The sequence below is a fragment of the Treponema sp. genome, from assembly GCF_052169735.1.
Classification (GTDB): domain Bacteria; phylum Spirochaetota; class Spirochaetia; order Treponematales; family Treponemataceae; genus Treponema.
In genome coordinates, this window is sequence record NZ_JBQNBW010000040.1 from 1 (window position 1) to 20,448 (window position 20,448).

The 20,448-nt window shown below is 42.4% G+C and carries 20 protein-coding genes; 3 read left to right on the forward strand and 17 right to left on the reverse strand.

The features are described 5' to 3' along the window. Positions 1-307 (reverse strand): AAA family ATPase (locus ACTTJ8_RS07705; protein ID WP_442720811.1); only part of this gene is annotated, 307 nt, incomplete at its 3' end. A 344-nt stretch (positions 308-651) separates the two neighbouring features. Here ACTTJ8_RS07705 and ACTTJ8_RS07710 point away from each other — a divergent pair. Both ACTTJ8_RS07710 and nadN read left to right on the forward strand, forming a co-directional pair. Then, positions 652-1,413, forward strand: a complete 762-nt coding sequence (locus tag ACTTJ8_RS07710; protein ID WP_442719863.1) for a hypothetical protein — start codon at positions 652-654, stop codon at positions 1,411-1,413. Positions 1,414-1,479: 66 nt separating this feature from the next. After that, entirely contained in the window at positions 1,480-3,300 is a 1,821-nt protein-coding gene (gene nadN / locus ACTTJ8_RS07715) for an NAD nucleotidase (RefSeq protein WP_442720812.1), read from the forward strand. Positions 3,301-3,358: 58 nt separating this feature from the next. On the opposite strand, the gene ACTTJ8_RS07720 is transcribed toward nadN, so the two are convergent. The 14 genes from ACTTJ8_RS07720 to murI form a co-directional block, all read right to left on the reverse strand. Beyond that, complete coding sequence (locus ACTTJ8_RS07720) at positions 3,359-5,068, reverse strand: ATP-binding protein (RefSeq protein WP_442720813.1); 1,710 nt, start codon at positions 5,066-5,068, stop codon at positions 3,359-3,361. A gap of 59 nt (positions 5,069-5,127) precedes the next feature. Further along, complete coding sequence (locus ACTTJ8_RS07725) at positions 5,128-6,120, reverse strand: endonuclease/exonuclease/phosphatase family protein (protein ID WP_442720814.1); 993 nt, start codon at positions 6,118-6,120, stop codon at positions 5,128-5,130. Next, positions 6,110-7,861: a hypothetical protein gene (locus tag ACTTJ8_RS07730; RefSeq protein ID WP_442720815.1), complete on the reverse strand. Its 1,752-nt coding sequence runs from the start codon at positions 7,859-7,861 to the stop codon at positions 6,110-6,112. The genes ACTTJ8_RS07725 and ACTTJ8_RS07730 overlap by 11 nt, the downstream gene beginning before the upstream one ends. 75 nt (positions 7,862-7,936) lie before the next feature. Beyond that, positions 7,937-8,269, reverse strand: a complete 333-nt coding sequence (locus ACTTJ8_RS07735; protein ID WP_442720816.1) for a hypothetical protein — start codon at positions 8,267-8,269, stop codon at positions 7,937-7,939. 73 nt (positions 8,270-8,342) lie between these two features. Beyond that, positions 8,343-8,759, reverse strand: coding sequence for a hypothetical protein (locus ACTTJ8_RS07740; protein WP_442720817.1), 417 nt, complete (start codon positions 8,757-8,759; stop codon positions 8,343-8,345). A gap of 102 nt (positions 8,760-8,861) precedes the next feature. Beyond that, positions 8,862-9,389 carry a hypothetical protein gene (locus tag ACTTJ8_RS07745; RefSeq protein WP_442720818.1) on the reverse strand — a complete coding sequence of 176 codons (528 nt, stop codon included), beginning with the start codon at positions 9,387-9,389 and terminating at the stop codon, positions 8,862-8,864. 674 nt (positions 9,390-10,063) lie between these two features. Further along, on the reverse strand, positions 10,064-11,176 hold the full coding sequence (locus tag ACTTJ8_RS07750) for an extracellular solute-binding protein (protein ID WP_442720819.1): 1,113 nt from the start codon (positions 11,174-11,176) through the stop codon (positions 10,064-10,066). A gap of 213 nt (positions 11,177-11,389) precedes the next feature. Next, positions 11,390-12,097, reverse strand: coding sequence for a pseudouridine synthase (locus ACTTJ8_RS07755; protein ID WP_442719461.1), 708 nt, complete (start codon positions 12,095-12,097; stop codon positions 11,390-11,392). A gap of 316 nt (positions 12,098-12,413) precedes the next feature. After that, positions 12,414-12,947 carry an SMC-Scp complex subunit ScpB gene (gene scpB / locus ACTTJ8_RS07760; RefSeq protein WP_442720820.1) on the reverse strand — a complete coding sequence of 178 codons (534 nt, stop codon included), beginning with the start codon at positions 12,945-12,947 and terminating at the stop codon, positions 12,414-12,416. A 1-nt stretch (position 12,948) separates the two neighbouring features. Further along, the gene (locus ACTTJ8_RS07765) at positions 12,949-13,746 is read right to left on the reverse strand and encodes a segregation and condensation protein A (protein WP_442720829.1); all 798 of its coding nucleotides are present in this window, start codon (positions 13,744-13,746) and stop codon (positions 12,949-12,951) included. A 57-nt stretch (positions 13,747-13,803) separates the two neighbouring features. Further along, positions 13,804-14,361 carry a 16S rRNA (guanine(966)-N(2))-methyltransferase RsmD gene (gene rsmD, locus ACTTJ8_RS07770; RefSeq protein ID WP_442716651.1) on the reverse strand — a complete coding sequence of 186 codons (558 nt, stop codon included), beginning with the start codon at positions 14,359-14,361 and terminating at the stop codon, positions 13,804-13,806. A 10-nt stretch (positions 14,362-14,371) separates the two neighbouring features. After that, the gene (locus tag ACTTJ8_RS07775; protein ID WP_442716652.1) at positions 14,372-14,812 is read right to left on the reverse strand and encodes a hypothetical protein; all 441 of its coding nucleotides are present in this window, start codon (positions 14,810-14,812) and stop codon (positions 14,372-14,374) included. A gap of 148 nt (positions 14,813-14,960) precedes the next feature. Beyond that, a complete protein-coding gene (gene rsgA / locus ACTTJ8_RS07780) occupies positions 14,961-15,911 on the reverse strand; it encodes a ribosome small subunit-dependent GTPase A (protein WP_442720821.1) in 951 nt (316 codons plus the stop codon). Beyond that, positions 15,911-16,699 carry a glutamate racemase gene (gene murI / locus ACTTJ8_RS07785; protein ID WP_442720822.1) on the reverse strand — a complete coding sequence of 263 codons (789 nt, stop codon included), beginning with the start codon at positions 16,697-16,699 and terminating at the stop codon, positions 15,911-15,913. The genes rsgA and murI overlap by 1 nt, the downstream gene beginning before the upstream one ends. Positions 16,700-17,075: 376 nt before the next feature. On the opposite strand from murI, the gene ACTTJ8_RS07790 reads away from it, so the two are divergent. Continuing rightward, positions 17,076-17,351 (forward strand): GNAT family N-acetyltransferase, encoded by a 276-nt coding sequence (locus ACTTJ8_RS07790; protein ID WP_442716655.1) that lies wholly within the window; start codon positions 17,076-17,078, stop codon positions 17,349-17,351. 165 nt (positions 17,352-17,516) lie between these two features. On the opposite strand, the gene ACTTJ8_RS07795 is transcribed toward ACTTJ8_RS07790, so the two are convergent. Both ACTTJ8_RS07795 and nrdR read right to left on the reverse strand, forming a co-directional pair. Then, positions 17,517-19,643: a ribonucleoside triphosphate reductase gene (locus ACTTJ8_RS07795; protein WP_442720823.1), complete on the reverse strand. Its 2,127-nt coding sequence runs from the start codon at positions 19,641-19,643 to the stop codon at positions 17,517-17,519. Beyond that, entirely contained in the window at positions 19,606-20,091 is a 486-nt protein-coding gene (nrdR, locus tag ACTTJ8_RS07800; protein ID WP_442716657.1) for a transcriptional regulator NrdR, read from the reverse strand. Before nrdR ends, ACTTJ8_RS07795 begins: the two co-directional genes overlap by 38 nt. Between the last annotated feature and the right edge of the window lie 357 nt (positions 20,092-20,448).

Consider the following 20,448-nt stretch of genomic DNA (forward strand, 5'->3'; position numbering starts at 1 on the left):
CGGTATTAAAATCAAGATAGAATACCGGATACTCCTGCCATGCGGGTCTGTTTTCTTGTGCAGCTTGCTCTTCCTCAGCCTTTTCAAGATACAAGCCTTTGAACAGCTCTTTTTTTCCAAGAAAGTACGCAGATAATGTCGAAAGGAACAAACTCTTGCCAAATCGCCGCGGGCGGCTGAGAAAATAAACACGGCTGCTTGTTACTAATTGAGCAATATACGCTGTTTTGTCTACATAGAGATAACGATCATTCCGTAACACTTTAAAACTCTGTACGCCGATCGGCAGTTTTCTTAGGAAACTCATGGGGTAAGTATAGCAGGATTTGTTCAATCTGGCAATTTCACTGTAAACCGTAGATTGCCGTATCGCTTACAGATACAGTTCAATCAGGTTGATGATTGTTTTTTGGAATTTTTGTCAGCGAATCCAAATACATCAGGGGTAATAATCGCCAACCTCGGCGCAGCATATGAGTATGGACTCTCCGCACGGATCAAAATAAAGGGCATCGACTAGATTGCTGAACACTAAAATATGACTTGGAGCCAGTGTAGTAAAAACAATTCCCGGAATAGAAACGATAGGAGGCAGTTTGACATTCGATAAAACATCCAGTACAATAGCGGGCGAAAGGTGATTAAACACGTATGACAATGATCAAAAAATGTATTTGTGTGCTCATCGTTACAATAATGAGCATCGGTTTTATTGCATCGGAAAATTCCGATACCGATGCATTACAGAAAGCTTTTATCGACACATACATTGCAGGAAAACCGTCAGAGAAGGCGTATCAAAACCTCAAAGCGATTGATTCTGCTGCTGCAGACACCCTGAAATGTCAAGCCGATGCAGTTGCTCATATCTTTACCGAAGTGCTAAAAACGGAAAAACAGCTGGTTCCTAAGCAATGCCATTACCTTGCCGTATACGGGTACGAAAATGCCAGTAACGAAACGCTAGAAAAGGCGTGCAATAACCTACGGCTCGCCACGCTTGCAAATATGGATAGAAAAACGATGAAAATCTATATCGCCGGTTCGCAACGTACTGCCTCCCTCTTTACCGAAGCACTACGGAAAACACCGATGGATGCACAGCGGATTATCATTTTACCCTCCGGCTCTATCAAGGAAGCTGCCCGGAAGATAATAGCGGAGGTTATCAAAGATAATGAAGCGGGGCATTACGATATGGATAACTTGCTGTACCGGCGCATTATGCTTTTTAGTGCAGCAACCAATGCCCGTATAGGCTATGCTTCATTTACTGCTGCACTTGGCGCAAATGCTCAGCATTTTATTTTAGATGACTTTTCTACACTGGATATTTCGCGAAAAGAACTCGATATGCCTTCACATAATGAACGAAAAGCGGCATTTGAGGCATTACTGCAAAATCATTTCTAAAGAAAGTACCGCCGGTTAAATCGTGTCCGGTTTAACCGGCGTTATGATATTCAGGAGGACGAACGTATGAAAAAAATACGCTTTTTTGCCGTATTTGCTGCTGTACTTTTCTTTGCAGTAAGCTGTGCCGGTATGAAGCCGCTTGCGCAAAATGCAAGCATGGATGCACCGCTTGAGGTGACTATTTTGCATATCAATGACCACCACTCTCATTTGGAACCGGTTAAAATTGATATGACCATTGATGGAATAAAAACAAAGGCGCTTTTCGGCGGGTATCCCGAAGTTGTCAATCAAATTAAAGCGTTGAAAGCGTCGGTAAAAAATCCCGTCACACTGCATGCAGGGGATGCCATTACCGGTACATTGTACTTTACGCTTTTCGGCGGAAGTGCGGACGCAGCGTTGATGAACATCAGCGGGTTTGACTACTTCACGCTCGGTAATCATGAATTCGATGCCGGAAATGAAGGTTTAAAGAAATTCTTGGATTACTTAAAAGTGCCGGTTCTTTCCGCAAACGTTAATCCCGAAAAATCAAGTATTCTTTATGGTATGTGGAAACCCTATGCCGTTATGATGATTGAAGGGCAAAAAGTCGGTATCATTGGCTTGGATACCGTGCGAAAAACCGTTGACTCTTCAAGTCCCGGAAAGGATGTTCATTTTACCGATGAAATTGAAACAAGTCAAAAATATGCGAACGAGCTGAAAAAACAGGGCATCAATAAAATCATTTTGTTGTCTCATGGCGGCGCTGAAAAAAACTTTGAAATTGCAAAAAAGGTATCGGGCATTGATATTATTATCACCGGTGATTCGCACTGGCTGTTCGGTAACGAAGAGATGAAAAAAGCAGGCTTGCCCGTTCGTGCCGAGTATCCGCATAAATTTATGTCTCCGGCAAATGAACCGGTCTATGTTGTGGAAGGATGGGAATATTCAAAGTTCGTAGGCGAATTGAAGGTTACGTTTGATAAAAACGGCATTGTGTCTACTATCGAAGGTAAGCCGCATGTATTGGTGCACGATACATGGTTTGAACGCAAAAATAAGGAAGGAAAAAAGTATAACCCCGAAGGTGCGGAAAAAGCCGCAATCGTTGCCGCACTGCAGCAATTACCGTATGTAAGCATTGCAAAAGCCGATCAAGAAGCTGCAACGCTTCTTGATAAATTCAAGAAAGAAAAGCAGGCGTTGGGCAGTGAGGTTGTCGGATCCATTACCGGCGAGGTAATGCCCGGCGGTTCTCCCAATCGTATCCCGAATACGGCAAATCCCAAGGGATCCATCGCTACTCGTTTTGTTGCGGAAACAATGCTGTCCGAAATGCGCTCGCTCGGAACCGGAAATATCGACTTTACTATTCAAAACTCCGGCGGTGTCCGTGCCGATATCACTCCCGGCAATGTTACCTTTAATGATGCATATACCTTTCTTCCTTTCGGAAACACACTCTATTTAGTTGATGTCAAAGGGTCGGAAGTAAAGCAAATTCTTGAAGATGCATTGGAATTTGCCCTTGCCGGTACTTCAACCGGTGCATTCCCCTACGGTGCCGGTATTCGTTTTGAGGCAAATCAATATAAAGATAGTGCGGGAAAACGATTGGTTAAAACGGAAATTCAGAATCGTGAAACCGGTGCATGGGAATTGGTTAATGACAATAAAATGTACAAAATGGGTACCAATGCCTACATCGCAGGCGGAAAAGATGGCTATATTACGCTTGGTAAAATCACCTCAACCCGCAGTGGGGAAGATACCTATCTGCCCGATGCCGAATCGTTTATCAAGTTTTTAAAGACACATCCGAGTTTTTCGGCATATACCGATTCAAATGTGATCTTACATTTTGATCCGAACAATGAAGTGATGAAAAAATAATGTGATTAGCAAATCAACAATCCTGACGCAATGCGCCGGGGTTGTTGATTACAGTTTGTTACTTTTCCAATGTTTCGGTTGTCCAATCCTGAATCGTCCGCGTCTCTTCACTGAAGTTTGTCCCAATCAGTACAATCTTCTTTCCATCCGTCTTATGCTGTGCGGCGTAGGCGTTCTCTTTGATCTGCTCGAGTGCATCTTCCGCACTGCTGTTACCGCTTAGCTTAAACTCGAACAGATATACTGTATCCGCAGTGCATACTACACAATCAACGCCAAAACTATACATCCGTGTATAGTTTTGGCTGCGAGTTTCGTCAGAGCCGAAACATCGCTGCTGCATGGAACCACCGCCATCCGTGGCGGTTCTGCAATAGCAGTGTACCTCTGTCTGCACAAATTGCCCCATCAGTTTAAAAATAAGGTATACCGCTGTCTGGTAGTTTTGTTCCCGCAATTTCAGTTCTTTACTGCTAAAGTTGTCATACGAGACACCGGCGATAAGCGATTGCATCCGTTCCATAAAGCCGTTTACATTCCCCTTGCGGACATCTTCCACAAACTGCCATACTGATTTTCCCGTCTCGCCAAAGGGTATCGCAGCGTAAGCTGGCAGCAGATTCTCTAAAAAGCCGTACCGCACTTCATCATTGGGAAAGCCCAATCGATAGAGCCGTGCTTCTTTAATGTATTCTTTAATGGTTAAATAGCCCGACTGAAATAAAATCGGGAACGGCTCTTGTGCAATGGCTCGGTATGTTTGCAACTCCGATTCAGTGAGTACAACCTGTCCATCCAAGTCTGGGATAAAGTAGTGGGCTTCTTTCAGGTAATTGACTAAAAACGTCGGGGTTCCCGTTTCAAACCAGTAACTTCCAAATCTTTCCTTTGCAAAGGCATTTAATAAGCTAAACGGATTATACATGCCTTCCCCTGCAGGTGCAAAACAGTAGCCGTCGTACCATTGCTGTAAGGCAGTCAATGTTTCTTGATAGGCTAAGTCTTGACCATCGGCAAGCACTTGTATTTCAGGTTGAAAGTTTGTTTCCAGTTCTTTCTGGGTAATTCCGCAGATACCGGCATAGTGTTTTTCCAGTGATATATCCCGGAGATTATTTAAATCGCTAAAAATACTGATCTTACTGAATTTGGTAACGCCGGTGAGAAAGGCAAAGCGGATATATTCATCACAGGTTTTAATGACGGAATAAAATGCTTTGAGTTCGTTTCGGTATTGCTCATTCAAGGCTTCATTTACACCCATCGTTTGTAAGAGGGGTTTATCGTATTCGTCAACAAGAATAACTACTTGCTTGCCGGTCTGCTGATAGGCACGTTGGATAACTCCCGCAAAACGTTGAGGTACATCTTCCTCATTTTTATTTGTTCCGTATACTTCCTCAAATCGGCTTAACAGTAGCTTGAGCTGGCTCATTAAGGCGCGTTCTGTATTATATTGCCCTGTATTAAAATCAAGATAGAATACTGGATATTCCTGCCATGCAGGTCTGTTTTCCAATACTGCCTGCTCTTCCTCAGCCTTTTCAAGATACAAGTCTTTGAATAGCTCTTTTTGTCCGCGGAAATATGCTGCCAATGCCGAAAGGAACAAACTCTTGCCAAACCGCCGCGGACGGCTGAGGAAATAAGGATTGGAGCTTTGGACAAGCTTCCAAATAAATAGGGTTTTATCAATATAGAGATATTCATCTCGGCGAAGTTTTTCAAAACTCTGTATGCCTATCGGCAATTTTCTTAGGAAACTCATGGAGTGAGTATAACAGGATTTGTTCAGTCTGGCAATTTCAATGTTAGTCCTTGTCCTTTTTAAAAGTCAAACGACATAAAAATCGGTACGTGGTCGGAAAGTTCTTTAACAAAGTACTCGAGCGTCATGGATTTATTTCCGTAGCGGATGAAGCCTGATGAGTCGGCATCCGAGGTGTAGCGGTCGGGTTCTTGTATAACCAGTTTCGTTGCTGCGGCATTTAAAATAAAATGGTCAAACTCATGCGAGTAGCGAAAGTCTCGATTAACGGTTGTCGGCTTACGGCAGCCGATAAAACAATCGGTAAATACGAGGCTGCCATCTTTGAGATAAAAACTATGATGAGCGGCATTGAAATCTCCGCATAAAATCTTTGGTTCAGCATTTTCGAGGATATTATAAAGCTGTTGTAATACTGCTATATCCCGATACCACGGTTGCCAACCCTTTCCCTTGCTGGTATACGGCATATGTTTGTTTATGAGATAAAAACTCTTATCGGAAAATCTATCGGAAATTTTTAAGACATTCGTATTATTCATGTTCATTTTATAGGGCGATTTATGAAAATCATCAAAATAAAACGGATAGCCTGCATGTATTTCTTTTACATCAACCTTGTCAGCCCGATAAAGTACAGCATTATCTAAGCCCGCGTTACAGTATGCGTATTCATCGATGTTTTCCCGTATGGCATAATCGCATGAAGATACATATTTCCACACGCTGCCGGTTTGTTTGGATAGTTCTTGTGCAAAGTGATCCAAAAAATCGTTTCCTATTCTTTTTTTGTAGAGTTTTGTGTGAGAAAGTTTTTGCAGTGGCACCTTTACTTCCTGCAGCGCAAGAATATCAATATTTTTATCACGGACAAAATAAGAACCGAATTCCATTAATGCTTGCTCTTTAAATGGACCGCCGTTTCCTTGTATGTTCCATGAACCGAGTACCAGTTCCTCAGTCGATAATAGCTGCCCGGCTATCAACACACAGCACACAAGGAGAAACGATTTTAACCGGCGGTTTATTTGAATATGATATTTAGAACTCATAGGGTTTTCCATTAAATACCACCGACTCAGGATGTTGTAGACCTTTATTTGTTTTGAGCGGTTCAATACGGTATTGCAATTCAACAGGATATATCGGATGATTAATTCGTAAGCCGAGAAGTCCGGTACTGTTGCTCAACGCCCCGATATCTTCTTTTGAAAATAATTTATTCCATGCACTTTTTAGAATACCGTCTTTCTTTTCCTCACCGTTGCTCAAATCCACATCAGCGGTATATGCAAGTTGATTGTTGTTTTTCCGTTTAGACAGTTTCTTTGATTGCTTTTCATCCAAAGTCAGCGGAAAAGCATATTCTTTGCCATCTTTCATATAAACAATAATCTCCAAATTCGCATTTGAATTCATTATCCATTGTACGGGGAGAACACAGTCAACATGAAAATAAGAAGCGGAACGCACTTTATAATCAAGTTGAATAGTATGCAATATATTTTTCCGTGCCTCTATTATACTGCTGCTTGTAACTCCTGCAAATTGATGAATATATTCATTATAACCTGCGGAATCTTGTTGATATTGCTGCTCCAAGGTCTTTACGGCAATTGTCTTTCCGCTCTTTATTTCTGCAAGCAGCTTTCTGCTTAATTCTATACCGTCTTGATACATGGAACCTGCCGGTATTTCTGCAAAACGAATTCGTTTAAGCTGTTCCGGCTTGACATACCGGTTTTCTATTTCAAGCGATAAGTGCCGTATGTTTTGCTCTAACAATGCAACCGCTTGTGCATGCATACCGAGTTTTTCATACACTAAGGCGCAGTAGTAATAATTCTTCCATTTGTTACCATCTTCCAATGCAGAATTTTCTTTAATGAAGGCTAATTTATTGATAATTTCCTGTTTGTTTTTTTCGCTATCCTTTATCAGAAGTGTAATTTTCCCCTTATAAGCGTCGCATGCAGTAGAATCATAGCGGAAGATGGGAATATTTTCATGTTCAAACTTTGTATAATATTCAAGTACTTCTTTTTCACGTCCTACTTCATACGCTGCATTTGCTAAATAGTACCAAAAGAGGGGAAAATGATTGTAAAATTTATTTTCCGTTAAATCTTTGAGATTTTTATATTTACGCTCTTTGTCTGTATCTTTTAAGATTTTAAACAACGGTGTTAATTCCTGTTCATTTAAACGCCAGCCGTCGCTGATACCGTATTTTTGGATTAATTGATGGGTAAAGGTATTTAAATGCTGATAATTTTGATCGAACTGATCCAGCCTGTGTTGGTCGATATTCCAAAGTTCCTGATCATATTCTTGCTGTAAACTACTCTGCGTTTGGCGATAACTCATATACATTGTTGAAGCTGTTCTAACCGTATTGAGAACAAGCGACAGCGGATCAACCTTTCCATAAAAAAGCGCTGTTGCAGTAGGTATAGACTGATAGATCGCTTGGCTCATTCTTTTTTCGATTGCATTTTTCAGCATTTCGACATTTTTATTATTCTTTATTTCATCGGTAATCAGCCCGTTCAGTGTATTTATTTCGTTAATACTTGCTCTATCTTTAATCAGTTCAAGGTTAAGATTATTGTTCAGCGCATAGTATTCGTCTTCGAGCAACACGATATTGTTATATGTCTTAATTTTATATATTGCATACTGAGCATAGTTCATTACAAAAAGTGCTTGCTTTTGCTCCAATGTCGGCTCGGCAGCATATATAGAGGAAATAATAGTAAATACAGCTGTTACAACAAGTAATATTTTTTTCATAGTAGGCTCCGTATAAAAGAGTACGGTAAGAAAAACAGTATCAAGCTATCTCCCTTACCGCGTATCAGTTAAAAATTATAAAACATTTTTGAAAAATAAAACCATACCGATGATATCACCGATCACAGTCAGTAGATTTATCATTAAAGATACTGGATCTCGTAATAAAATCAGAAGAATAATTATATCAAGAATAAGTGTTACAATTATTACTGGCTGAATAGGAAAATTATATCTCCAGAAGAAATACAAAGCAATGCCATGCGCGATAGCACTTATAAGAGAACCCGGTGACTTAAATGCAGAAATAATTCTAATAATTATTTCTGCCATAAAGACTCGGAAAGTAGCACTGCCGAATTCTGCGGCACCTCCAATTGTATACATCCAATACAGCAATAAATTCATATCATTACCTCCTTACATTATTGCTTTATATATAGTTAAAAACTATAAATTATCAAAATACGATGACCGCACCTTATTTTTTTGTAAGGCTTTGACAGTAATGCTGGTATACTGCAGCTGTGTATTTCATTTTTGCTTCTGCAGTATCAGAACCTCTATTAATTTCCTGTATTGCCTTCTCATATCCGGCAGTTAATACAATATACCGGCTGATTGTTTGTATGCGTATTAAATTGATAATAGATGCACTTATAAATAATACGCATAAAATTGTTCCACATACTATAATGATCGTGGGTTCGTAAGGATAAAAGACATATCCTAAAATAACCACAATAATGGTTGCAATTATTTCGAGACAACAACAGATACCGGTACACCAACACAGCCACTGAGGACATTTTAATAGCGTACAATCACTCAAGTTTTTGACAGATTCAGTTATTTCTTTTATACTTTCATCTAAGTCTTTTGTTGATCTGTTACACATTCTATGCTCCTTTTTCATTTGTAAAAACTTCACCCGATGAGGATGCTTTCTTCTCATTTTCCGTTTCATCTGTATACCATTCTTCGCCATACCGAAACCGTATTACCAATCTTGCGCTTCATCGTAGAGTTTTTCCAACAGTGTACTTTGTTTATCATCTGCATACGGCATACCTGCAATGTCATAGTCGGTAAAAATGTTTTCAGCTGCCTTATTCATATAAGATAATAAGCTCAGTAACTTTGCTTCCCGTGCGGTAAAATCTTCCCGTACTTTTTTCTTTGAAAGCCGTATAAACCATCCGCCTTGATAACGCAACGCTGCCAGCTGATAATAGTACTGCGATAGTAAACGGCGTTGAAAATGCAGCGAATTTTCATATTTACCGTTTTGTTTATCAGTCTCATACCGTTCAAAATATTTTTTTTCTATCATCTCAACATCAGAATTACAATCATTTGTATAAAACGCTATAACTGAAATAATGGCTTGACCAATAGCAGGACTACGATATTCACTAATAAGGTCTGCATATATTTGATTATTCATCATTTTTTTAGGGATATACAGAGCTGCCAAGATAGCAACACCTAAATTTGCTAATGATAAAAGCGCTTCTCCTAGGCTCATTTTCAGTCTCCTTTGAATAAAAATAGATTCTCTTGTGCATTTCCATCTAAAAACGATCCGCTATCCAACCTAATTTTCAGCCGTTCCCGCCGGTACAAAGCAGCATTGTAAAAGCGCATGCAATAGCTGATATTCAGTGTTTCAATTAACCGCGAAGTATGCAGAGAGCGCAAAGAATAAGGTATAGAAAGCAAAGTATAAAAATCCTTTGGATATCTTTGCGTTCTCTGCAGTTTATTTCTTTCCTGTGGTGCGAAAAGAGAGTGCTGTGTAACCTGAAAAAAGCGGATTAAGCCGTGCCTATCCGCGTCTAATAATGAGAAAAAATAGTTATATGTGTAAAAAGTAGATAGGAAATTATCTAAAGAGAGTAGTCGCCGTGAAGCCGTGAAGCCGTGAAGCCGTGAAGCCGTGAAGCCGTGAAGCCGTGAAAATTATAGTACCGGTTATAAGCGTGTCAAGCCTCTTTTGCAAAAGACTATTGAACGTCAGTAGCCTACTGCTCAAAGATAATTGCTTACAGCATACCTTACGTGATTGCCCCGACAATAAGGGTTGCGTTTGAGCGAGAGGCGGTTGGTACTGCGGTAATGCGATATTACGGCACGGCATGGTTATAAGTATATACTCAAAAAAAGGTAAAAGCAAGAATTATTTCAAAAATAGAAAGACTATTACTCCGCTTTGGGCTGAGTGGGGTAGTTCTGGAAAAGTTTTGTGATAGTATCGCGGCGCATATATCCTTTTTTCCAGTCGATGGGTATAGCGTTCTCCCGTATTTCCGGTGAGGCATGGGAATACAAAGGATAGGCAACTGGTTTTTTGGAGATGGAGTGCATCCAGCAGTCAACAATCGAGTGTTGTCCTTCCTCAGAGAGGAACCAGTCTGTGATTGCCTCACAGGCTTTTATGTTCCGGTTTGCAGACTTATCAACAGCAATGGTCATAATCGGACTTGGAATCATAATAGTGCCGTCAGCCGGGTAAATCACTTCGAGGGAAGATACCCCTTCTTGCTGTTTTTTCAAAATAGATTCTTCGAGTACCATGATTTGCCGATATTCACCGTGTTCCAGTTTTTCAATTGCTTTGCTGCTTGCTTCGAGTACAACGTTCTGTTTTTTTAGCTTGATAAAGAAGTCTTCCCCATAGGTATCATAGAGACTTAACAGCGCAGTAAATGCAGTTCCTGAAATTCGAGGATCCGGCATTGAAATACATCCGTAGAGATTTTCTTTTTCTGCAAATTCTTTAAAACTATATGCGATAGCATCCGCCCCTGTTATTGCAGAATTATAAGCGAGCACCATGTTGGAAATGCGCACGGGATACCAATATCCATCACGGTCATAGGGCAGTGCTATTGAGTGCATATACCGCGAGCGATACTGGTGTAATAGCCCTTGTTTTTTCAGCTCAACAGCATAGGATGTATCCGCAATGACAAGCATATCACATTTTACTCTTCCGCTTCGCATCTCAGATGTAATCATTGATTGGAATGACTTAGTGCTTTGGTACTGAAAGTCTATCTTTAGCTGCGGAAATTTTGCTGCAAGTCTTTGCTGAATTGTTTCTATAACTTTAGGGTACATTGAAGTATAGATAACGACTGAATCGCTGGGCATCTGCGCGCCGGTTTCTGCTGATTTTTCATGGATGCTACAGCTCAGCAGGAGTACAATGAAAATAAGAAGCCATCCTGTTATTGATAGTGTCTTCATAATATAGGTATTCCTTACTTTTGAATTACAGGTATTTTCTTGCCTTGAAACGATAATTTTCATTCTTTATAGCATAGTAATGGAAGCTCATACGTCTGTCAATGATACAGTTAACACCCGCAGTGCAGACCATCGGATGAGTACCCTCTCCGCATGAAGAGGGATAAAATCTCCATAAAAAATAACTTGTTCCTCCCAACAGCAGTATTCCCAAAGCAGCAGAGGGTATTTTCTAAAAACCTCAGCTTTTTGAGAGGTTCCCTCTAGGTAAAAAGCTCAAGAAGGAGAAACAAGAGCCAGCAGCGCCTGCCGTTCCTGTGCTGTAAGATCGCGGTATTCCCCTGCTTTGAGTGTTCCCAGCTGGAGGTTCCCGATGCGAACCCGCATCAGCCGCTTTATTGTGCAGTTAAAGTGTTCCAGCACACGGCGGATTTCTCTGTTTTTGCCTTCCACCAGGACAATGCGCATCTTGCGGCGGTTTACGGCAGCGGCTGAACGGCATTTGTAAAAAATGCCGTCAACGCGGATGCCGCGTTGGAAGCGGGTGAGCAGCTCCGGCGGAAAGTCCTGTGTTGTTTCGATGAGGTATTCTTTTTCGATCTGTGCTGAAGGGTGCTCAATTTTTGCGGAAAAGTCCCCATCATTGGTGAACAGGATGGCTCCGCTGGAGAACATATCAAGCCTGCCGATATTATACAGCCGTTCGCTATACGCTTCTTTTAAAAGATCGGCAGCGGTAGGGCGGCCTTTTTCGTCGGAAAGGGTACAGACAAACCCGGCGGGCTTGTTTAAAAGCACATAGCACTTGCGGGTTTCCGGGTATACCGGTTTTCCATCGAGGTGCACGATGTCTTCCGGGGCTACTTTGCTGCCCATTCCCGTAACCGTAATACCGTTTACGGACACACGCCCTGCGGCGATAATAGCTTCACAGGCACGCCGGGATGCAACCCCCGCATGTGCAAGGTACACTTGGAGCCTCATTTCCCGGCTGGCATCCTCCGGTGGATCACCGTTGCCATTCCCGCTCTGAGGAGAAGCTGCGGGTTTCTTAGCATGAGTACTCCCGCTCCGGGAAGATACCGCAGTTTGATTGGTGATGACCTTCCCGTTCCGGGAAGAGACTGGAGGCTCCTCGACAGCAGAAGTGATGCTATCGTGCAGTACCGCTGCTTTTTCCCCGGTGATATTTCCGGCATTGGCAGGCGATTTTTTTTTATAGGCTTGAGCATTCCGTGTATGTACCATAGAAGGCTCACCGGAGTCGGATATACCTCGCGATTTCCGGGAATCAAAAAAGTTATCGTGCAAGTTCAAACCGCTCCTGTTCTGTTTCGTCCATTTTCGGCAGATCAGCAATGCTGTTTAAACCGAATACTTTGAGAAACTCCTTTGTTGTACCAAACTGTACCGGTTTTCCCGGCACATCTTTTTTCCCAACCTCTTTAATCAATCCTTTGTCTGCCAACAATCTGATCATTGTATCAGCAGAAACCCCGCGGATTGCTTCAATTTCAGCGCGGGTTACCGGCTGGGAATACGCAATAATTGAAAGCGTTTCCATCGCAGCACGGGAGAGCCGGTTGTCATTTTTTTTACCGTACCGGTCTTTCAGCGCATCCCAAAATTCTTTTTTCGGTGTAATAATCCATCCGCCCATCATCTGTGTCAACTCTATTCCGCTTGAACTTTCCGAATAGCTGCTTTTGAGGTTTTTGATGCACTCCTGCACAACATCAACCGACAAACCGGCAATTTTACTGATTGCAGCTTCGTCAAGCGGCTCTCCTTCCAAATAAAGGACTGCCTCCACGAGGGCTGTTTCTTTTTCCATTTTATACTCCATCATTGCCGTTGTTTTCCCACGGACGTATTTTTATATCTCCAAACATCCTATTTTGCCAAATACTTGCAATTCTAAACTTAACGGCTTCAAGCAGCGCCATAAAAGCGCAGATCACATCCAGCAGATTCCCTTTGCGCACAATTAAATCGGTGAAAAGACATTCGCCTTTTGCTTCCAAAAGTTCGTTCATCAGTGTCAGCTTTTCATTTACCGACACTTCTTCATACAAATCCAAAATTTGTTCCGACTTATAATTGGACATCAGCTTTGAAAAAGTCCGCAGCAGCTCCCATGTATCAACCCGCTCCCATAAATTTTCTTCGGTAAAAGGGAGTGCATGTTGTATTTTTTTCCGCTCAAAAAACCACTCAGCCTCACTCTCTTTTTCTTCCATTAATGTGGAAAGTTTTTTAAACTTTTGATATTCGATCAGCTTATTGACCAACTCCATCCGAGGGTCTTCCATGTCTTCATCATCCAAATCAACCTCAACGGGAAGGAGCATCTTGCTTTTTATATAGATAAGATGAGCGGCAAGCTCATAAAACTCAGTGAGGCTGTCTAAATTAAGCGTAACGGCATAGTCGAGATATTCAAGATATTGTTCGGTTATATCGCTAATAGGAATATCATAGATGTTAATCTCGTTTTTTTTGATTAAAAAGAGCAGCAAATCAAGCGGTCCTTCAAAATCATTTACTTTAAAGGCGGTAATAACCGATTCATTTTGCGTTTTGTCCGATTCTGTGTTTAGTTCGGAATGTACTTCGGGTTCTGAAATCATAATGCGGTTCATTATATAGAAGTCCGCTTCTTTTTGAAAGAGCTATGCTCTCTTTACTCCTTATTGCGCGGGTGAGGGAGGTGTCTCCGGGGCTTTCCGGTAAAAATCAACAATAGAACGTCCGTATGCACGTTGGTCGATTCGGGAAAGCGGCGGTATCTCTTCGGGGAGTTGCTTTTCTTTTGGACGGTGGATGAGCACAAGTCCTTCTGTTTTGAGAACCGGTGATTCTGCAATGGTGCGTAGTAAATCATAGTGAAATTGATACGGAAACGGAGGATCAAGATAGATAATATCAAAGCTTTCTTTGGCACGGGCAAGATAGAGTTCAACCGGCATACACTTGCATTCAATTTTTTTGTCTGCGAGTGCGGCATTTTTTAATAGGATAGGAAATTTGCCTCTGTCTTTTTCCACCAAAACAACAGGATACGCCCCGCGCGAATACGCTTCAAGCCCGCACATTCCCGATCCGGTAAAAAGGTCTAAAAAGGATTTTCCGTCTAAATTACCTAAAATAGCGAATAGGGATTCCCTCATTCTGTCCATTGCAGGCCGGATAATCCCCTTTGGGCATACGACTTGCCGGTTTTTTAGTGATCCTCCTGTAATCCGCATCTTTGTTTCCTTATACGCACAGCAGCTCGGTCAATTCATTCTTTGAGACAATACGGTATACATCAAGATTTGTTCCGGTTTCTTGCATACGGCTTTCAATGCTGTCTTTTATGCCGCTGTGGAGTTTATATAAAGCGGTCAATTCAGAAGCAGCAATCGGCAATTCAAAGTTTTTAGCTATTGCTTTATCTGCAAATGTTGTCAAAAGCTGCAAATAATCGGTTTCACAGCCATGAAGGCACTCCATAATCGGGATATATTCCGGTAAGTGTGAAAGATTTTCAACTTCTCTAAATATGGATTGCAGCGACTTTGAAACGAAAGAAATATCGGATAAGATTTTATCTAAAAATATATGTTCTGAAAGTTCAAGCGCTAAACCTTCTGTAGTAATGGTGATAATCTTAGTAAGCTGATAGAGATTATCCTGAAATGCAGTGTTTTTAAGCATAGATGGTTCCCTCCCATTGGCATTTATAATATCGGCATTTTTAAATTGAATATGAGTAGTTTTTACTATATTAGTTAGGAAAAATAGATTAACCGGCATTTCTACTACGGAGCTTCCTTCCCTTTTTCAGATGCACCGTAAAAAACCGCTAGTATTCGTCTGCGGTGAGGGCTTCCAATTCATCGCGCATAGAACGCCAGCTTTCGTAGCGGTCGGGATGAATAAGCCCCGCTTCACAGGCTTCCAAGATACGGCACCCCTGTTCATGGATATGCGAACAGGATAAACCGAATGCGCATTGCACGGCTGCGGCTTCCATTTCAGGAAAATAGAAAATCACCTCATCAGGTTTCATTCCCCACAAGGCAAAGTGGCGGATCCCGGGCGTGTCGATAATATTAAACGAGGTCTTTGTTCCGTCTTGTGCGGTAAAGCACATCGGCAAAAACAAGCCCTGCGTTGTTGTATGGATGCCGCGGTCGTATTTAAACGAAATATCAGCTGTTTTGAGTGTCAGCTCAGGGTCAAGACTATTGAGCAAACTTGATTTTCCAACTCCAGATTGTCCTGTGACCGCACATGTTTTACCCGCTATCAGCTGTACAAGCTGTTCAAGCCCTTCTCCTGTTTGGGCAGATACTTCGCACACCTGCACCCCAATGCGCTGCCAATCTTGAATACGCTCCCGTACCTGCTCTGAAACGCCGAGATCGATTTTATTGAGCACGATAAGCACCGGAATACTCTCCGCAGCAGCCTGCACCAAAACGCGGTCGGTAAAACGGGGGCGGAACGGAGGATTTGCCGGTGTTGTAACACAGAGCAGCACATCCAGATTTGCTGCCAACAGCTGCGGTCTCCGTGTTTTTTGATTCCAGCGGACAAAACCGTTGCGGCGCGGTACGAGAGCTGTGATTTGTCCCTGATCAGGACGGAGCATATCCCGCTCAATTTCAACCATATCACCGGGAGCTAAGGGATTATAGTACCCCTGAATATCTTTGAGCTTTTTCCCCTTAATTGAGCAGCGCAGTACATCCGATCCTTCGGTTTTTACCGCAAAAAAATTGTTCGCACCGCTCAGTACCAATCCCTGCATTACAGCGCCCCCTTCCACTCAAGGTCAAATAATGTGCAATACCCGCGGTAAAGCCGGTCTATGTCCTCCGTAATAGTTCCCGTTACATAACAACAGCTGCGGCTGTCTTCCGGCTCTGCAACAGGGGGAAGAACCTCCATTAGATGGGAAATAACCCCCGACAAGGAATCGACAACCTTTATTGTTGGTGCAGCGCATTCGGCAAAGGTCTCTGCTAAATGCAAAAAATGAGTACACGCCAGCACCAGTGTATCGGCTCCAGCCTCTTTAAATTGGCGGATTGCAGGCGCTATAGCCCGCCGTTTTTCTTCATCAGGGGCAGTAATCAGCCCGTTTTCGATCTGTGCAACGAGCTTGGCATCTGCACGTTTTTCAATTTTACAGTCGGCAGCAAAAGACTGGATCAATTTTTCAAGATACGGATCATGTATTGTACGTGCAGTCGCGATAATGCCGATATGTTTACGGACACTGCATTCTGCGGCAACTTTTACAGCAGGGACAGTCCCGATAAAAGGAATGGGAAACGTTTTCCGCAGGGCATCAAGTGCTGCTGTTGACATCGTATTGCATACAATGACAATCAATTCAGGGTGAAAACGAGCAATAATTTTTTCCGTAACAGTGATTGCATACCGAATAACTTCATCCCGTGTTTTTTCTCCGTAAGGGAAATGCTCCAAATCAGCCACATATACAGCCGAAGTATGCGGCGCTTGTTGATGAAAGGAACGGAAATAAGGCAGTCCTCCTATCCCGGAATCCAAAAAAACATACTTTTTACCCATTTCATAAAACCTCAATGCAACTGTTAGCGGTTATCAGGCAGCTCTAAAAACTATATCTGAGTTTTTAGAGCTGCTCTATTATAATATGATTCTGAGTATTTGCAAGATAAGCCGGAAGGATGTAGCAAGATGGAAAAGAGTTTGCTGTATGTCAGCATAGTTGAACTTTTCAGCTTCTTTATGGCATACTGGACTTGTTCGATAACTGTATTTCCGAACAGGTTGACGACTTCTCAATCGCACAAAGAGTACGATTGAGAACCTTGCATTTCAAGATAACCTGTTCGATGTGCCGAACAGATTGATGATATCCGCACTGACAACTTGGATCGGCAATCGGTTTGAGCAGTTTCGGAGTATTACATGAGGAGTTACCATGGATTTTATACATGAAGACAACAGAATCTACGCAGAAAACGATGCCGGTAAGGTAATCGCTGAAGTTACATTCCCGCCGGAAGGCGAAACAGCAGTATGCTTGGATCATACTTTTGTTGACGGTTCATTACGGGGACAAGGTGTTGCGGGCGCACTCGTTAAAGAGGTTGTCGAGTATGCGCAAAAGAACGGAAAAAAGATACGTCCGCAATGTTCGTATGCAGTAGAATGGTTCAACAAGCATACCGAATATGACGGGCTCCTTGTGCATTAAGTCAGTATACTATTTTTTGTTTTCACTGTTTACCATCAAGGCGTAAAGAGAACAAAAAACATGAGAGCGCACTGAATCACAGCGTTCCCTTTGAAACCTTTACGTCTTTTGAACCTTTGCGGTTACGCTAAACGCAACCGCAAGGCTTTTCTTTTTACACAGGGTTTACTGTACCGCTGCTGCAGAATCGAGGCTCTCCTGTTCTGCCTTGAGCGCACGCAAGCGGGCTTCCAATTCTGCTTCCTTTTCCCGCTTACACAAGGGGCATTCAAAATGTTCACCGTCAATATACCCGTGTTTTGGGCAAATGGAAAAAGTCGGAGAAATAGAAAAATAAGGAATACGGTAATGGGTAGCCACTGCTTTTACCAGATCCCTGCACGCCTGCCAATCCTTAATCGATTCACCTAAGAAGATATGGAAAACAGTACCGCCGGTATATTTACGCTGCAGAGCCTCCTGATGATCCAAGGCTTCAAATACATCGGAGGTATACGAAACAGGCAGCTGGCTCGAATTGGTATAATACGGTTCCCGATCCCCGGAAGTAATAATGTCCGGGAACTGCTGTTTATCATGACGGGCAAGCCGGTAGGAGGTACTTTCTGCGGGGGTTGCTTCAAGATTAAAGAGATCACCTGTTTGCTCTTGGAAATCTGCTAACCGTTTACGCATGTGAGTGAGGACTTTTTCGGCAAATGCTTTGCCGTTTTCTCCAACAATCGTTTCTCCAAGGAAGTTGAGGCAAGATTCGTTCATGCCGCAAATTCCGATAGTAGAAAAGTGATTGTTTAAATGCTTCAAATACCGGCGTGTATAGGGGAAAAGCCCGCCTTCCAACAGCCGCTGGATTACCTTGCGCTTGATAAGCAAACTTGTTTTTGCAAGATCCATCAAATAATCCAGCCGGTCAAAATACTCTTTTTCAGTCTGCGCAAGGTAGCCGATTTGCGGCATATTGATTGTAACCACACCGATAGAACCGGTAAATTCATCGGAACCGAACAACCCTCCGCCCCGCTTCCGCAATTCGCGCTTATCCAGCTGCAAACGGCAGCACATAGAGCGGACATCACTCGGATTGAGATCTGAATTAATAAAATTCTGGAAATAGGGAGTGCCGTATTTTGCCGTCATTTCAAAAAGCAGGGCGGCATTCGGGCTATCCCAGTTAAAATCTTCCGTGATATTGTATGTCGGTATAGGATATTGGAAACCGCGCCCTGCTGCATCGCCTTCGAGCATCAGCTCAATAAAGAGTTTATTGATCATATCCATTTCCGGCTGGCAATCACCGTAAGTAAACGCAGTTTCTTTACCGCCGACAAGGGCTTTTTTATCGGCAAGGTCTTTGGGGCAGCTCCAATCAAGGGTGATATTAGTAAACGGAGCCTGACTTCCCCAACGGCTCGGCGTATTAACTCCGTAGATAAAGCTTTGCAGACATTGTTTTACGCTCTTTTCGTCCATTGCATCAGCTTTCACGAAAGGTGCAAGGTACGTATCAAAAGAACTGAACGCTTGCGCACCAGCCCATTCGTTTTGCATGATACCTAAGAAGTTTACGATTTGCTGAATAAGCGTAGAAAGATGCCGGGCGGGCTTTGATGTAATCTTGTCCGGTACCCCTCCCAAGCCTTCCTCAATGAGCTGCCGAAGCGACCACCCTGCGCAATACCCTGAAAACATCGAAAGGTCGTGAATATGAAAGGCTGCCGTCTGATGGGCTTCGGCAATAGCCGGCGTATAGATATTTTTGAGCCAATAATTTGCCGTTATCGTACCGGAATTATGGAGAATAAGCCCTCCAAGCGAAAAATTGACATTAGCATTTTCGTTTACCCGCCAATCGCTTTTACTCAAATAGCCGTTCATTGTTTTATCAATATCAATCATCAGCCGCTCTGCATCGCGGACAGCTTCCCGCTTCGCACGGTATAAAATAAAGGCTTTGGCAATGCGGGCTTCATTATGTTCGATCAAAACATTTTCAATAATATCTTGAATTTCTTCTATCGCAGGAATTGAATTAGCATGACGGGAAGCCATCAGCTGTTTGAGCTGTTCTTCAACGGCAGCAGTCAGTATATCGGCTTTTTCTTCATCAGTATGTCCGCTTACCGCTTCTATTGCCTTTTGAATTGCAAGTTTTATTTTATTCCGGTTAAAAACTTCAATATCACCGGACCGCTTTACAACAGACCGTAATACCGGTTTTGTTTCTATTGTTGTATCACCTAAAAAAGTCATCCACTCAGGAAATACTGTCTGACTCATGTTCTTCCTCTCCATGTATCTTTTGTACCTCACCTATAAATTCATCGAGGTTGTTAAATTGTTTATACACTGATGCAAATCGAATATAAGCAACCTTATCTATCGAATATAACCGGGCAAGTACCATCTCACCCAGTTCCGTGCTTTTGATTTCTTTCGAGCCTTTACTGCTCATCACAGCTGCGTCTTCAATATCACTGACAATATTTTCGATAGCATTCATTGAAACGGGACGCTTTTCCAGCGAACGCTCAATACCGCGCTCTAATTTTGACCGGTCAAAGGGTTCCCGCCTGCCATCCCGTTTAATGACCATCAGCGGTTTTTCTTCAATCCGTTCATAGCTGGTAAAACGATATCCGCATCCGAGGCATTCCCGCCTCCGCCTGATACAGTCTCCTTGTCCCAGCATCCGGGATTCTACTACCTTATCATCAAGATTTCCACAATAGGGGCACCGCATATCTTCTCCCTGAACATCTTCTAAAAGTTGGGTTAGATTTTTTTAGAAGATGCCCCATCAGCAAGGCTGATAGATAGTTTCCAATACATAATTTAATAGCTTATCACAATCTTTTATTGCAACGCAAGAGCTTTTAACTGTCAGATTTCACCCTAAGATGTGCAAGATTCTGTTGTGCGGACTTGCAAACACTTCGCGTATTATACACGAAGTGCCGGCATCAATCGGTAATTAGGCAGTGAAGTCAATTGACGCATCCCTTTACTTCGCTGTCTTAAAAATAATTCACTAGCAAAGAGCGCAAATCAATGATATACTATCATTAAGCTGCGTGTCATATTCGTAGCTGCATATTAA

Coding starts and splice junctions, on each gene's coding strand:
- ACTTJ8_RS07710 (WP_442719863.1), top strand. CDS start 652: ATGACAATGATCAAAAAATGTATTTGTGTGCTCATCGTTACAATAATG.
- nadN (WP_442720812.1), top strand. CDS start 1,480: ATGAAAAAAATACGCTTTTTTGCCGTATTTGCTGCTGTACTTTTCTTT.
- ACTTJ8_RS07720 (WP_442720813.1), bottom strand. CDS start 5,068: ATGAGTTTCCTAAGAAAATTGCCGATAGGCATACAGAGTTTTGAAAAA.
- ACTTJ8_RS07725 (WP_442720814.1), bottom strand. CDS start 6,120: ATGAGTTCTAAATATCATATTCAAATAAACCGCCGGTTAAAATCGTTT.
- ACTTJ8_RS07730 (WP_442720815.1), bottom strand. CDS start 7,861: ATGAAAAAAATATTACTTGTTGTAACAGCTGTATTTACTATTATTTCC.
- ACTTJ8_RS07735 (WP_442720816.1), bottom strand. CDS start 8,269: ATGAATTTATTGCTGTATTGGATGTATACAATTGGAGGTGCCGCAGAA.
- ACTTJ8_RS07740 (WP_442720817.1), bottom strand. CDS start 8,759: ATGTGTAACAGATCAACAAAAGACTTAGATGAAAGTATAAAAGAAATA.
- ACTTJ8_RS07745 (WP_442720818.1), bottom strand. CDS start 9,389: ATGAGCCTAGGAGAAGCGCTTTTATCATTAGCAAATTTAGGTGTTGCT.
- ACTTJ8_RS07750 (WP_442720819.1), bottom strand. CDS start 11,176: ATGAAAATTATCGTTTCAAGGCAAGAAAATACCTGTAATTCAAAAGTA.
- ACTTJ8_RS07755 (WP_442719461.1), bottom strand. CDS start 12,097: ATGAGGCTCCAAGTGTACCTTGCACATGCGGGGGTTGCATCCCGGCGT.
- scpB (WP_442720820.1), bottom strand. CDS start 12,947: ATGGAAAAAGAAACAGCCCTCGTGGAGGCAGTCCTTTATTTGGAAGGA.
- rsmD (WP_442716651.1), bottom strand. CDS start 14,361: ATGCGGATTACAGGAGGATCACTAAAAAACCGGCAAGTCGTATGCCCA.
- ACTTJ8_RS07775 (WP_442716652.1), bottom strand. CDS start 14,812: ATGCTTAAAAACACTGCATTTCAGGATAATCTCTATCAGCTTACTAAG.
- rsgA (WP_442720821.1), bottom strand. CDS start 15,911: ATGCAGGGATTGGTACTGAGCGGTGCGAACAATTTTTTTGCGGTAAAA.
- murI (WP_442720822.1), bottom strand. CDS start 16,699: ATGGGTAAAAAGTATGTTTTTTTGGATTCCGGGATAGGAGGACTGCCT.
- ACTTJ8_RS07790 (WP_442716655.1), top strand. CDS start 17,076: ATGGATTTTATACATGAAGACAACAGAATCTACGCAGAAAACGATGCC.
- ACTTJ8_RS07795 (WP_442720823.1), bottom strand. CDS start 19,643: ATGGAGAGGAAGAACATGAGTCAGACAGTATTTCCTGAGTGGATGACT.
- nrdR (WP_442716657.1), bottom strand. CDS start 20,091: ATGCGGTGCCCCTATTGTGGAAATCTTGATGATAAGGTAGTAGAATCC.